Genomic DNA, 13,276 nt, shown 5'->3' with positions numbered 1-13,276 from the left:
GTCTCTCCTCAGAGGTAGTGGCGCTGCGGCGCGAGGGCCGCCTCGTACTCGGTGCGGGCCGCCTGGGTGGACTCGAGCCGGCTCGTCGCGGAGACGGGCACGTCCCACCACCCGCTGCCCGGCGGGTGCGGGCCGTACAGGTCGGTGTTGACGACGATCGCGGTGGCGTGCTCGGAGGCCTCGGCGCGGCGGTAGGCGTCGCGGAAGTCGGCGGTGGAGCTGACCTCGGCGACCTCGAGGCCGTAGGAGCTGATGTTCGCGGGGATGTCGAAGGGGAGCTTGTCCCCGTCGAGCAGGCCGCTCTCGCCGCTGCGCATGCGGTACTTCGTGCCGAAGCGCTGGGAGCCGTGGGACTCCGAGAGAGCGCCGATCGAGGACCAGCCGTGGTTCTGGAGGATCACGAGGATGACCTTGAGATCCTCCGCGACGATGGTCGCGATCTCCTGCGGCGCCATCTGGAAGGTGCCGTCGCCGATGATCGCGACGACCTCGGCCTCCGGCGCGGCCATCTTGACGCCGAGGGAGGCGGGCAGCTCGTAGCCCATGCAGGAGTAGCCGTACTCGAGGTGGTACTGCCTCGGGGAGCGGGCCTTCCACAGGGCCTGCAGGTCGCCGGGCATGGAGCCGGCCGCGTTGATGACCACGTCCTCGTCGCCCATGAGCTCGTTGAGCGCGCCGAAGATCTCGGTCTGGGCGGGCAGCTCCTGGTCGTGCGGGGCGAAGCAGGGGGCGACGAGCTCCTCCCACTCGCCGCGCAGGGCGCGGGCGCGCTCGCCGTGCTCGGCGGGGGCCTGCCAGCCCAGGAGCGCCTCGCGCAGCGCGTCGAGCCCGGCGCGGGCGTCGGCCACGACCATCTCGGCGGAGTGCTTGGCGGCGTCGAAGGCCTTGACGTTGAGGTTCACGAAGCGCACGTCCGGGTTCCGGAAGGCGGTGTGGGAGGCGGTCGTGAAGTCGGTGTAGCGGGTGCCGACGCCGATCACGAGGTCCGCCTCGGCGGCGAGCGTGTTGGCGGCGTCGTTGCCGGTCGCGCCGACGCCGCCGATGCACAGCGGGTGGTCCGCGCTCAGCGCGCCCTTGCCGGCCTGGGTGTCGAGCACCGGGATCCCGGTGGCGTCCGCGAAGGCCTCGAGGGCGGCGGAGGCCTCGGAGTAGATCGCGCCGCCGCCGGCGATGACGACGGGGCGCTCGGCGGAGCGGATCGCCTCCGCCGCCCGCTGCAGGGCGGCGGTCTCCGGGACGGGACGGCCCACGTGCCAGGTGCGCTCGCGGAACAGGGCGGCGGGGAAGTCGTGGGCCTCGGCCTGCACGTCCTGCGGGAGGCAGATCGTCACCGCGCCGGTCTCGGCGGGGTCGGTGAGCACGCGCATCGCGGCGAGCAGGGAGGGGATGAGCTGCTCGGGCCGCCAGATGCGGTCGAAGTAACGCGAGACGGGACGGAAGGCGTCGTTGACGGTCACGTCCATGGCGCGCTCGTCCTCGAGCTGCTGGAGCACGGGGTCCACGGCGCGATTGGCGAAGACGTCGCTGGGCAGGAGCAGCACGGGGATGCGGTCGATCGTGGCGAGCGCGGCGCCGGTGACCATGTTCGTGGAGCCGGGGCCGATCGAGGCGGTGCAGGCGAGGGTCTGCTGGCGGTTGCGGGTGCGGGCGTAGGCGACGGCCGTGTGCACCATGTTCTGCTCGTTGCGGGCCTGGTAGTAGGGCATGTCCGCCTCGCCCTCGGCGGGGTCGACGGCGTTCTGCAGCAGCGCCTGGCCCAGGCCCGCGACGTTGCCGTGGCCGAAGATGCCGAAGGTGCCGGGGATCAGGCGCTGCCGGATGCCGTCGCGCTCGGTGTGCTGGGCGGCGAGGAAGCGGACGACGGCCTGGCCGACGGTGAGCCGGATCGTGTCGCTGCCTGCGGTCTCTGCAGGACGGGGGACGCTCATGCTGCCTCCGGGTGACCGGCCGCGCTCCGGGGGAGCGGGCCTCGGGATGGCACCGTCGGGCAGGGCGACTCGACGGTGAGTTCGTACGGGGACCAGCATGACGAGCACGCTCCCCGCTGTCAACACTTTGTCAGAACATGCGGCACCAAACGGGGGTGTCCAAGGCCTTCCACGGGCCGTGGACCGCGTGCTAGCGTCCCCGTTCGTCAGGGTCGATCCGCCGTATCGACAGAACAAACCAGCAATGACGCTTGCGCACTGTGCTGACAAATTCCCCCCTCCGACAGGAGCTCTCGATGACGACCGCACCCCTCTCCGTCGCCGTGATCGGGGCCGGCATGGCCGGCCGCACCCACGCCAACGCCTGGCGCCAGGCCGGCACCGTCTACGACCTGGGCCTGCCGCCCGTGCGCCTCGCGACCATCGCGGACGCCCACCTGCCCTTCGCCGAGGACGCCGCCGCCCGCTACGGCTACGAGAACGCCGTGGGCGACTGGCGCGCCGTCGCCGAGGACGACTCGATCGACGTGGTCTCGATCGTCGTCGGCAACGCCCTGCACCGCGAGATCGCCGAGGCCATGGCCGCGGCCGGCAAGCACGTGCTGTGCGAGAAGCCGCTCGCCGGGACCCTCGAGGACGCCGCCGCCATGGCCGCCCTCCAGCGGGCGCACCCCGAGCTCGTGCTCGCGACGGGCTACACCTTCCGCCGCAACGCCGGGATCGCGAAGCTCGCGCAGCTCGCCCAGGAGGGCGCGCTCGGCGAGCTCTCCCACCTCGACGCCCGTTACTGGTGCGACTACGGCGCGGATCCGAACGTGCCCATGGCCTGGCGCTACAAGGGCCCCATGGGCACCGGCGCCCTCGGCGACGTCGGCTCCCACCTCGTGGACTCGGCCGAGCTCATCATGGGCCCCGTCGTCGAGGTCTCCGGCGCGCAGCTCGTGCGCACGATCGCCGAGCGCCCCGTCGCGGGCGGCGCCGTCGCGGGCGGCCGCGGGGTCGCCGCGGCGGCCGACGCCCCCAAGGAGGAGGTCGAGAACGACGACATGGCGACCTTCACCGCGCGCTTCGCCTCCGGCGCCGCCGGCACCTTCTCCCTCTCCCGCGTGGCCCACGGCCTGCCCAACTACAAGAACCTCGCGGTGCTCGGCACGGGCGGCACGGCCACCTGGTCGCTCGACCGCACGGGCGAGATCCAGCTCGCGGACTCCTCCTCCCCGGAGGGCCTCGGCGGGCTGCGCCAGGTGCTCGTGAACCCCTCCTTCCCCTACTTCGCGAACGGCTCCTCGATGGCCTTCGGCGGCGTGGGCCTGAACCAGATCGAGCAGTTCACCTACCAGGCGCACGCCTTCCTGCAGCAGGTCGCGGGCATCACCGACGGGGCGCTGCCGCCCTGCGCGAGCTTCGAGCACGGCTACCGCCAGATGCGGATCCTCGGCGCGGTCGCGGACTCCGCCGCGGCCGGCGGCGCGGCCGTCGCGATCGACTGACCCGTCCCCCCGAGAGGAGAGCATCATGAGCTTCACCTTCGGCGCCTACACCGCCTGCCTGCAGGACCGCACCCTCCCCGAGGCCCTCGACGTGCTCGCGGGCGCGGGCCTCACCGGCGCGGAGATCAACACCGGCGGCTTCATCCCCTCGCCGCACGCGCACGTGGACGCGCTGCTCGCGAGCGACCGCGCCCGGCGCGAGCTGCTCGCCCAGTTCGAGGGCCGCGGCATGACGCTGAACGGGCTCACCGTCTCCGGCAACCCGCTCTCCCCGCTGCCCACCGAGGGCGTGCCCCACGCCCACGACCTGCGGCGCACGATCGAGCTCGCGGGGGAGCTGGGGGTGCGGGACGTGGTCGCCATGTCCGGCACCCCGGGCTCGGACCCGGGCGCCCGCTACCCCAGCTGGGTCGTGAACCCGTGGAACGGGATCGACCTCGAGGTGCTCGAGTACCAGTGGTCGGTCGCCGTGCCCTTCTGGAAGGAGATCGACGCGCTGGCCCGGGAGCGGGACGTGCGCGTGGCCCTCGAGATGCACCCGCGGAACCTCGTGTTCACGCCGCTGAGCTTCGAGCAGCTGCTGGACCGCGTGGAGCCCACGCACCTCGGCGTGAACCTCGACCCCAGCCACCTCTTCTGGCAGCAGATGGACCCCGTGGCCTGCATCGAGCGCCTGGGCTCGCACATCACGCACGTGCACGCGAAGGACACGGCGGTGCTGCCCGGGGCGGCCGTGCGCGGCGTGCTCGACCCGGCCTTCGGCCCGGTGCCGGAGGACCCGGCGGCGCGCACGCCCACGGGCGTGGGCCATTTCTGCTCGACCTGGCCCGAGGATCCGGCGTGGCGCTTCGTCGCGATCGGCGAGGGCCACGACGTGGACTACTGGGCCGGCGTCCTCCGGACGCTCGCCGCGGTGGACCCGGACCTCGCGATCAACATCGAGCACGAGGACGCGGCGTTCGACCGCGTCGAGGGTCTCGAGCGCGGCGCCGGCGCCCTGCTCGCCGCGGCCCGGGAAGCGGGGCTGTGATGCCGCTCGTCCGGATCACGCAGCAGGCCGTGCGCACGCCCGAGCAGTCCCGCCGCCTGGCCGATCTCGTTCAGGAGGTCATGCTCGAGCACTTCGCGGCCCCGCCCGGGGACCGCTACCAGATCCTCGAGACGCTGCCCGTGGGCGCGATCATCGCGGAGGACACGGGGCTCGGCATCGACCGCGGCGAGGGCGTCGTGATCGTGCAGATCACCCATCAGGGGCGCTCGGCCGCGCAGAAGCAGGCGGTCTACGCGGCCCTCGCGGAGCGGCTCGGCGGCGCGGGGCTCGTGCGTCCCGAGGACCTCGTGGTCTCCGTCGTGGAGAACGCGCGGGAGGACTGGTCCTTCGGCCACGGCCGCGCGCAGTTCCTCACCGGCGAGCTTACCTAGACACCGCCGAACAATCTCCGACTTTGTATGTACAAATGGCAGCGGCGGTGCGAGGATGATCCGACAGGGACGTCGGCCGAGCCGCCGGCGCCCCGCCCGCAACGATGCAGGACCTGGAGGAACAGATCCCCATGGCAGAGCTCGACATCATCACCGTCGGTCGCAGCGGCGTGGACCTCTACCCGCTCGAGATCGACAAGGGACTCGAGGACATCAGCAGCTTCGGCAAGTTCCTGGGCGGCAGCCCCACGAACGTCGCCGTCGCCGCCGCGCGCCTGGGCCACCGCCCCGCCGTCATCACCGGCGTGGGGGAGGACCCCTTCGGCCGCTACGTGGTCCAGGAGATGGAGCGCCTCGGCGTCTCCGGCCGCTTCGTCGTCCCGAACGGGGAGCTGAACACCCCCATCACCCTGTGCGAGATCTTCCCGCCGGACGACTTCCCGCTGTACTTCTACCGCAGGCCCAGCGCCCCGGACCTGCAGATCGCCCCCGAGCACCTCGACCTCGAGGCGATCCGCGAGGTCCCCCTGTTCTGGTTCTCCGGCACCGGCCTCTCCGAGGAGCCCAGCCGCAGCGCCCATCACGCGGCCCTGCAGGCCCGCGGCCGCACCACCCACACCGTCTTCGACCTCGACTACCGCCCCATGTTCTGGGACTCGGTCCGGGAGGCCCGTGAGCAGTACCGCGAGGCCCTCCAGCACGCGACCGTCGCCGTCGGCAACAAGGAGGAGTGCGAGGTCGCCGTCGGCGAGACCGAGCCCGAGCGCGCGGCCGATGCCCTGCTCGAGGCCGGCGTCGAGATCGCGATCGTCAAGCAGGGCCCGCGCGGCGTGCTCGGCAAGACCCGTGACGAGCGCGTCGAGGTCGCCCCCAACCTCATCCAGGTCATCAACGGCCTCGGCGCGGGGGACAGCTTCGGCGGCTCCCTCTGCCACGGGCTGCTCACCGGGCAGTCCCTCGAGGAGACCCTCACCCGCTGCAACGCGGCCGGGGCGATCGTCACGAGCCGCCTCGAGTGCTCGACCGCCATGCCCACCACCGAGGAGATCGACACGCTCCTCGCGGGCGGCGACCCCAACCAGGGGCAGACGGTCGAGCAGATGCTCTCCGCGCTGCGCTCCCGCGGCACCGGCCAGGAGGCCCGCGCATGAGCGAGTTCGCGACCTCCTACGAGGACGTCACCCGCATCCGCATCGAAGACCCGGCGCGGATCGCGCGGCTCGCCGCCTCCCGCTCCCGCCGCACCGTCGCGGACACGGACGGCACGATGATGATCATCGCGGCCGACCACCCCGCCCGCGGCGCCCTCGGCGTCGGCTCGCGGCCCACCGCCATGGCCTCGCGCACCGAGATGCTCGACCGCATGCGGGAGGCGCTCGCCGTGCCCGGCGTGGACGGCGTGCTCGGCACGGCCGACGTCCTCGAGGACCTCCTGCTGCTCGGCGCCCTCGAGGACAAGATCGTCTTCGCCTCGATGAACCGCGGCGGCCTCCAGGGCGGCTCGTGGGAGATCGAGGACCGCTTCACCGCCTACGACGCGGCGTCGATCAAGGCCTCCGGCTTCGACGGCGGCAAGATGCTCACCCGCATCGACCTGCAGGACGACCGCACCTCCTTCATCCTCGAGGCGACCGCGCAGGGCGTCACCGACCTCGCCCGCCACGAGCTCATCGCCATGGTCGAGCCGTTCTGGTCCTCACGGCCCGGCGGCCCCGGCACGAAGGTCGTCAACGACCTCTCCCCGGAGGCCGTGATCCGCTCGATCCACGTGGCCCAGGGCCTCGGCGCGACGAGCGCCTACACGTGGCTCAAGCTGCCCGCGGTGGACGACATGGAGCGCGTCATGGACGCGACCACGCTGCCCACCCTCATCCTGGGCGGCGACCCCGCGCAGGACGACCCCGCGACCCTCCGCGCGACCTGGAAGCGCGCGCTGGACCGCCCCAACGTGCGCGGCCTCGTGGTGGGCCGCACCCTCCTCTACCCGGCGGACGACGACGTCAACGCGGCCGTGGCCGCCTCCGTCGCCATGATCCGCTGACCCACCGGAAGGAGAACCCCATGACCGGGACACAGCTGCACCTCCCCGCCGGCTCGACCGCCCAGGGCCCCTACGACACCGTCGTGGACCCGGGGGAGCGGGACGGCTGGGAGCACACCGGCCTGCGCGTCCTCGCCCTCGAGCCGGGCGGCCGCGCCGAGATCGGCACCGCCCGCACCGAGCTCATGGTCGTCCCGCTCAGCGGCGCCTGCACCGTGACCGTGAGCGACGCCCGCGGCATGCAGGAGCTCGTGCTGCGCGGCCGCGAGAGCGTCTTCGCGGGGGCGACCGACGTCGCCTACGTCGGCATCGACTCCCACCTCGTCGTCGCGAGCGACGACGGGGGCCGCTTCGCGCTCGCCGCCGCCGTCGCGACCCGGCCCTTCCCGGCCGCGGTGATCCGCGCCGAGGACGTCCCCGTCGAGACCCGCGGCGGCGGCACCATGACCCGCCAGGTGCGCAACTTCGGCACCGTCGGCTCCTTCGACGACTGCGATAGCCTCATCGCCTGCGAGGTCATCACCCCCGGCGGGAACTGGTCCAGCTACCCCGCGCACAAGCACGACGAGACCACGGATTCCGAATCGGAGCTCGAGGAGATCTACTACTACGAGATCCAGGACGCCCCCGCCGGCACGCCCGGCTTCGGCTTCCACCGGACCACCTCGAGCCGCGAGGCCGAGCCGCTGGACCTGCTCGTCGAGGTGCGCTCGGGGGACACCGTCCTCGTGCCCCACGGCTGGCACGGCCCCTGCGCGGCCGCCCCCGGCCACGACATGTACTACCTCAACGTCATGGCGGGCCCCGCCCCGGAGCGCGCCTGGGACATCACCGACCACCCCGACCAGACCTGGGTGCGCGGCACCTGGGAGGAGACCCGATGACCACCACAGCCCCTGCCAGCGACATCCGCGTGGGCGTGATCGGCGTGGGCCAGATGGGCGCCGACCACGTCGCCCGCATCGCCCGCCGTATCAAGGGCGCCCGCGTCGCCGTCGTCACCGACTACTTCCGCGACAAGGCGGAGGAGATCGCCGCGTCGGTCCCCGGCTGCCGCGTCGTCGGCACCCCCGAGGAGCTCATCGCCGCCGAGGACGTCGACGCAGTGCTCATCGCGAGCCCTGGCAGCTTCCACCGCGACCAGGCCGTGGCCTGCATCGACGCCCGCAAGCCCGTGCTCTGCGAGAAGCCGCTCGCCATGAACCCCGAGGACGCCTACGAGGTCGTCGAGGCGGAGGCCGCTGCCCGCGCGGAGACCGGCGTCCCCTACGTGTCCCTCGGCTTCATGCGCCGCTTCGACCGCGAGTACGCGGAGCTGCGGGACGCGATCGCCGCGGGCGCGCTGGGCGAGATCAGCCTGCTGAACCTCAAGCACCGCAACGCCCACACCCTGCCCGGCTTCACGGACACGATGATGGTCTACGACTCCGCGGTCCACGAGGTCGACGCGATCCACTACTTCCTCGGCGAGCAGGTCACCGGCGTGCAGGTGATCCTGCCCGTCCCCGGCCCGCGCGCCGCCGAGGGCCAGCACGACCCGATGCTGCTGCTCTTCCGCACCGACGCCGGCCGCATCGTCACCGACGAGCTGTACGTCAACACGGCGTCCGGCTACGAGGTGCGCACCGAGGCGGTGGGCTCCGCGGGCATCGCGACCATCGGCCTCGAGCACGGCCGCGTCACCACCCACCAGGAGGGCGGCACCTGGGGCGGGGCGATCCCGGCGGACTTCCGCCCCCGCTTCGTCGACGCCTACGACGCCGAGGTGCAGGCCTGGATCGCCGCGATCGCCGACGGCTCGAATGTCGCCGAGCGCTCCGCGACCTCCTGGGACGGCTACCTCGCCGCCGCCACCTGCCGCGCCGCGGAGCAGGCCCTCACCGCCGAGGGCTTCGTCGCGGTCACCGCCCGTCCCCGTCCCTGACCCCTCGACGACAACGGAGTCTCGACATGTCCCACAGTCCTGTCCCCCCGGTCTCCCAGGGCACCACGCAGCTCCCGCCGCTGACCCCCGGCCCCTACAAGCGCCGGCTGGGCCTCGTCGCCCTCGTCGCGACGCTCGGCGGCCTGCTCTTCGGCTACGACACGAGCGTCATCAACGGCGCCGGCGGCTTCATGACCGAGGATCTCGGGCTCTCCGAGATCGGCCTCGGCGTCGCCGTGAGCTCCCTGCTCTTCGCGAGCGCCGTCGGCGCCCTCACGGGCGGCCGGGTCTCCGACGCGATCGGCCGACGCACCACCATCCTCGTCATGGCCGTGCTGTTCATCGTGGGCGTCCTGCTCGTGGTGACCGCGCCGGGCCTCGCGCTCGTGGTCACGGGTCGGATCGTCCTCGGTCTCGCCGTCGGCGCCGCCTCCGTGGTGGTCCCCGTGTTCCTCGCGGAGCTCGCCCCCTACGAGATCCGCGGCTCCCTCGCGGGCCGCAACGAGTTCATGATCGTGCTGGGCCAGCTGCTCGCGATCGTCATGAACGCGATCATCGGCAACGTCTGGGGCGAGCAGTTCCCCGGCATCTGGCGGGTCATGTTCCTGCTCGCGGCGATCCCCGCGGTGCTGCTGCTCATCGGCATGGTGCGCATGCCGGAGTCGCCGCGCTGGCTCGTCGACAAGGGTCGCCAGCAGGAGGCCCTCGAGATCCTCGACCGGCTGCGCCCCACGGGCCGCGCCGAGCCCGAGCTCGAGGACATCGCGCTCGCCCGCCACGCGGAGTCCCAGCGCACCTCGATGGGCGTCGACGGGATCCTGAGGAACAAGAATCTCGTGAAGATCGTGCTGATCGGCTGCGGTCTCGGCTTCTTCCAGCAGACCACGGGCATCAACGCGATCCAGTACTACGGCGAGCGGGTGCTCGAGGTCGCGGGATTCGGCCGCGGTGGCGCGCTCATCGCGAGCATCGCCCCCGCCACGATCTCCGTGGTCGCCGCGGTGGTCGCGCTGCAGATGATGGACCGCTTCAGCCGCCGCAAGACCTTCTTGTGGGGCTACGGCCTGGTCGCCCTGTTCCACGTGCTCATCGGCACGACCGCCTCGGTCATGCCGGAGGGGACCGCGAAGCCCTTCGTGCTGCTCGCGCTCATCACCGCCTTCGTCGGCTCGATGCAGCTGTGCCTGAACGTGGCGACCTGGGTGACGCTCTCGGAGATCTTCCCGCAGAAGATGCGCGCCTTCGGCATGGGCGTGAGCGTGTTCGTGCTGTGGATGACGAACTCGATCCTGGGCCTGTTCTTCCCCTCGATCATCGCGGGGCTCGGGCTCTCCTCGACGTTCTTCGTGTTCGCCGTGCTCAACGTCGTCGCCTTCCTCTTCGTCCTGAGGTGGGTGCCGGAGACCCGCGGCCGCACCCTCGAGCAGCTCGAGGAGGACGTCACGACCGGCGAGATCTACCTCCCGAAGCTCAAGCAGGACAGCTGACAGCGCCCGTATATTTGTCCGGACCAGCATCCGGCGACGAAGGAGCCCGCGATGACCACGATCCCGCCCGAGGGGACCCTCGTGGAGGTGCAGGTCGACCGGTCCTCCTCGACGCCGCTCTACCTGCAGCTCGCGGGCGCCATCGAGGAGGCCGTGCGCTCGGGGGCCCTGCCCCCGGGCAGCCGCCTCGAGAACGAGCTCGCGCTCGCGAAGCGGCTGGGTCTGTCCCGGCCCACGGTGCGCCAGGGCATCCAGGACCTCGTGGACAAGGGCATGCTCGTGCGCAAGCGCGGCGTGGGCACCCAGGTGGTGCAGGCCCCGGTGAGCCGGCAGGTGGCGCTGACCTCCCTCTACGACGACCTGCGCACGGCGGGGAAGTCGCCGCGCACGGAGATCGTCGAGTACCGGGTGGGGCGTCCCTCCCCGGAGGCCGTGGACCGGCTCCAGCTCTCCCCGGGCGACCAGGTGCTCGACCTCCTGCGCGTGCGCTACGCGGACGACGAGCCGCTCGCGGTCATGCGCAACGTGGTCCCCGAGCGGATCGCCCCCTCGCGCGCGGAGCTCGCCGCGAACGGCCTGTACGCGTGCCTGCGGGAGCGGGGCATCGTCTCGGTGCTCGCGCAGGAGCGGATCGGGGCGACCGTGGCGGACGAGGAGCATGCGGAGCTGCTCGACGAGGAGATCGGCGCGGCCCTGCTGACGATGGAGCGGAAGTCCTTCGCGAACGACGGCAGCGTCGTCGAGTACGGCTTCCACGTGTACCGCGCGAGCCGCTACTCCTTCTCGGTGACGCTCGTCGACTCCTGATCAGCGCCGCGTGCGCAGGGTGATCGTGCCGCCGTCGATCGCGGGCCGCTGACCGGTCGTTCACGCGCATCCCCTCGTGCACTCGGCCTGCGCCTGCGGTCCCGCGAGAGCCGCCGGCCCCGGTGCGGACCGGGACCCGCTCGCCGCTCACCGCGCCCGTCGCGGCGGAGGGGGCCGCGCTCGGGTCACCCGCGCCCCCGAGCTCACCCCGCTGGGCATCGGGGCGCCGCCGCGCCGCCCACCCCCGGTATCCCCACCGCTTCCTCGAGGGCATCGTCCCCGATTGCCCCGTGCAGGGGAGGCGGCGGGCGCGGGGCACCGTCGCGCTGCGGCGGACGAGGCTCGAGCGTTTCCTCCACATCGCCCGGTTATCCACATTGGTGGACGGGGTGGTGGATAACCGGCGCGAGTCCCGCCGGCGACGCCACAGGGAATCGGTACAGGTCGGTGCCCAGTCGTTCCTCCCCACCGCCCTGTTGTCCACAATTTCAGGTTTCCGCATCGAATCACTTGCCGTGGGCGAACGCGTGTTCTAAACTGGGATGACAGGCGACGGGGTTGATGGCCCGTCGGCGGCACGGGAGGGGTGGGGGAGATGCGTGAGGGGACGGCAGGCGCCGAGGCGCCCATCGGGGCACCGCTCGCCGTCGCCGCGCCGCCGTCCTTCCCGCCGCGACGGATCATCCGCGCGCGCAGGCCGCTCACCCTCGAGCGCATCGCCGCGGAGTCGGACGTCCGCATGGACGGCGTCGAGGTCCCGATCGCGGAGCGTCTCCTCGTGCGCCAGCGCCGCAAGTCCCGCGAGCTCGCCGAGGAGATCGGCGAGATCCACCTGCTGTGGGTCGAGGACGCCGACGACCAGGCGGACGTCAACGCCGTCGTCATCGCGAACACGCTGCGCACGGACCTCCCCACCGCGGAGCGCCTGCTGCGCGACGCACGCCTCGCCGTGACCGACTTGCCGCTCGTCCTCCGGCGCCTCGCCGCGGGGGAGATCTCCGTCCCCGCCTTCGAGCACCTCGTGCGCAAGGTCCGCCCGCTCGCGCCGCAGCAGCGCCGCGTGGTGGACTCCTATGTCGCGGAATGGGACCTCGAGAACATCCCGGCGGATCGCTACCGTCGCGAGCTGTCCCTGCTCGTGACCTGGTGGGACACGGATGCTGCGCGCCCCGGCCCCGCGGCGATGCGGGACGTGCGATGCGAGATCCTGGCGGAGGGCTCGGGACTCGCCTGCCTCTCGGTCCTCGGCCCGATCCCCGAGATCTATGCGCTCATGAAGCAGGTGGACGGCACTGCCCGGTCCGTCCAGCGCGCCCAGCGCCACGCGCTCGAGGCCGGGGAGCCGGTGCCCTTCGACCTCGACGGCGACGTCGTCGCGAGCGGTCACCCGCTCCCGCTCGCCGCGCTGCGCTATGCGATCCTCACCCGCAGCCAGCTGGAGACGCCCGGCGTCGAGCGCCGGGGTGTGGATGCCCGTGTCAACGTCGTGGTCCCCGCGCTGACCCTCCTGGGGCTCGCCGATGCCCCCGGCACGCTCGACGGCGTCATCCCGCTGCCGGCGCCGCTCGCGCGCCGGCTCGCCGCAGGGTCCCGCACCTGGCACCGGATCCTTACCGACCCGGCTGACGGCGCCTTCCTCCCCGTCCCTGCCGCTCAGTACCGGCCCACGACCGCGATGGCCGAGCACCTGCGGTTGCGGGACCCGGTGTGTGCGGTGCCCGGCTGCATCCGCGGCCGGCTCACCCCGGCGGAGATCGACCACATCGAGGAGTTCAGCCACGAGGATCCGGGGAGCGGGGGAGCGACGGAGATCCGGAACCTCCACCGACTGTGCTGGTGGCACCACCGGTTGAAGACGGAACGCCTCATCGATCCCGAGAAGGCGCCGGATGGCACGACGACCCATTGGGAGATCGGTCAGCTGCTCACCCTTGACACCCGCCAGAACACGGACCTGCTCACCCCTGCCATGGTGGAGCTGCTCGAGGACGCCTGGGCGGAGCACGAGGCGGAGCGCCTCATCGCCTCGCTCGCCCCGCTCGACGAGGAGATCGCCGAGTCCGAGCCGCCGCCCTTCTGAGCCGGAGGACCGCTCAGCCGTTCGGCCCGCAGAACGTGGCGACGTCCGGTGAATCGAGCCGCTGCGCAGAGGTCGGTCCCTGCGGCCAGACCTCGGG

General features: G+C 72.4%; 11 protein-coding genes. 10 read left to right on the top strand and 1 reads right to left on the bottom strand.

Annotation, left to right across the window (positions count from 1 at the left end):
* Positions 1-8 precede the first annotated feature (8 nt).
* On the bottom strand, positions 9-1,928 hold the full coding sequence (gene iolD, locus C1N80_RS02405) for a 3D-(3,5/4)-trihydroxycyclohexane-1,2-dione acylhydrolase (decyclizing) (RefSeq protein ID WP_137769320.1): 1,920 nt from the start codon (positions 1,926-1,928) through the stop codon (positions 9-11).
* A 296-nt stretch (positions 1,929-2,224) separates the two neighbouring features.
* Between iolD and C1N80_RS02400 the strand changes: the two genes are divergently transcribed.
* The 10 genes from C1N80_RS02400 (at position 2,225) to C1N80_RS02355 (ending at position 13,179) form a co-directional block, all read left to right on the top strand.
* On the top strand, positions 2,225-3,418 hold the full coding sequence (locus tag C1N80_RS02400) for a Gfo/Idh/MocA family protein (protein WP_137769319.1): 1,194 nt from the start codon (positions 2,225-2,227) through the stop codon (positions 3,416-3,418).
* A gap of 25 nt (positions 3,419-3,443) precedes the next feature.
* Positions 3,444-4,448, top strand: a complete 1,005-nt coding sequence (locus C1N80_RS02395; RefSeq protein ID WP_137769318.1) for a sugar phosphate isomerase/epimerase — start codon at positions 3,444-3,446, stop codon at positions 4,446-4,448.
* A complete protein-coding gene (locus tag C1N80_RS02390) occupies positions 4,448-4,840 on the top strand; it encodes a tautomerase family protein (RefSeq protein WP_137769317.1) in 393 nt (130 codons plus the stop codon). Before C1N80_RS02395 ends, C1N80_RS02390 begins: the two co-directional genes overlap by 1 nt.
* A gap of 131 nt (positions 4,841-4,971) precedes the next feature.
* Positions 4,972-5,991: a 5-dehydro-2-deoxygluconokinase gene (gene iolC, locus C1N80_RS02385; protein WP_205750663.1), complete on the top strand. Its 1,020-nt coding sequence runs from the start codon at positions 4,972-4,974 to the stop codon at positions 5,989-5,991.
* The gene (locus C1N80_RS02380) at positions 5,988-6,881 is read left to right on the top strand and encodes a deoxyribose-phosphate aldolase (protein ID WP_137769315.1); all 894 of its coding nucleotides are present in this window, start codon (positions 5,988-5,990) and stop codon (positions 6,879-6,881) included. The genes iolC and C1N80_RS02380 overlap by 4 nt, the downstream gene beginning before the upstream one ends.
* A 20-nt stretch (positions 6,882-6,901) precedes the next feature.
* Entirely contained in the window at positions 6,902-7,765 is an 864-nt protein-coding gene (gene iolB / locus C1N80_RS02375; RefSeq protein ID WP_137769314.1) for a 5-deoxy-glucuronate isomerase, read from the top strand.
* Entirely contained in the window at positions 7,762-8,805 is a 1,044-nt protein-coding gene (locus C1N80_RS02370) for a Gfo/Idh/MocA family protein (RefSeq protein WP_137769313.1), read from the top strand. The genes iolB and C1N80_RS02370 overlap by 4 nt, the downstream gene beginning before the upstream one ends.
* 26 nt (positions 8,806-8,831) lie before the next feature.
* Complete coding sequence (locus C1N80_RS02365; protein WP_137769312.1) at positions 8,832-10,292, top strand: sugar porter family MFS transporter; 1,461 nt, start codon at positions 8,832-8,834, stop codon at positions 10,290-10,292.
* 51 nt (positions 10,293-10,343) lie between these two features.
* Positions 10,344-11,099, top strand: coding sequence for a GntR family transcriptional regulator (locus tag C1N80_RS02360; protein WP_137769311.1), 756 nt, complete (start codon positions 10,344-10,346; stop codon positions 11,097-11,099).
* 595 nt (positions 11,100-11,694) lie between these two features.
* Positions 11,695-13,179 (top strand): HNH endonuclease signature motif containing protein, encoded by a 1,485-nt coding sequence (locus C1N80_RS02355; protein ID WP_137769310.1) that lies wholly within the window; start codon positions 11,695-11,697, stop codon positions 13,177-13,179.
* Positions 13,180-13,276 lie beyond the last annotated feature (97 nt).

It is taken from the genome of Brachybacterium sp. SGAir0954, assembly GCF_005490785.1.
Classification (GTDB): domain Bacteria; phylum Actinomycetota; class Actinomycetes; order Actinomycetales; family Dermabacteraceae; genus Brachybacterium; species Brachybacterium rhamnosum.
Note: the sequence above shows the minus strand (reverse complement) of the source record. Positions and strands in the feature narration are given on the sequence as shown.

Bases quoted from the DNA above. Each gene is read 5' to 3' on its own strand.
- iolD (WP_137769320.1), bottom strand. From the start codon at position 1,928: ATGAGCGTCCCCCGTCCTGCAGAGACCGCAGGCAGCGACACGATCCGG.
- C1N80_RS02400 (WP_137769319.1), top strand. From the start codon at position 2,225: ATGACGACCGCACCCCTCTCCGTCGCCGTGATCGGGGCCGGCATGGCC.
- C1N80_RS02395 (WP_137769318.1), top strand. From the start codon at position 3,444: ATGAGCTTCACCTTCGGCGCCTACACCGCCTGCCTGCAGGACCGCACC.
- C1N80_RS02390 (WP_137769317.1), top strand. From the start codon at position 4,448: ATGCCGCTCGTCCGGATCACGCAGCAGGCCGTGCGCACGCCCGAGCAG.
- iolC (WP_205750663.1), top strand. From the start codon at position 4,972: ATGGCAGAGCTCGACATCATCACCGTCGGTCGCAGCGGCGTGGACCTC.
- C1N80_RS02380 (WP_137769315.1), top strand. From the start codon at position 5,988: ATGAGCGAGTTCGCGACCTCCTACGAGGACGTCACCCGCATCCGCATC.
- iolB (WP_137769314.1), top strand. From the start codon at position 6,902: ATGACCGGGACACAGCTGCACCTCCCCGCCGGCTCGACCGCCCAGGGC.
- C1N80_RS02370 (WP_137769313.1), top strand. From the start codon at position 7,762: ATGACCACCACAGCCCCTGCCAGCGACATCCGCGTGGGCGTGATCGGC.
- C1N80_RS02365 (WP_137769312.1), top strand. From the start codon at position 8,832: ATGTCCCACAGTCCTGTCCCCCCGGTCTCCCAGGGCACCACGCAGCTC.
- C1N80_RS02360 (WP_137769311.1), top strand. From the start codon at position 10,344: ATGACCACGATCCCGCCCGAGGGGACCCTCGTGGAGGTGCAGGTCGAC.
- C1N80_RS02355 (WP_137769310.1), top strand. From the start codon at position 11,695: ATGCGTGAGGGGACGGCAGGCGCCGAGGCGCCCATCGGGGCACCGCTC.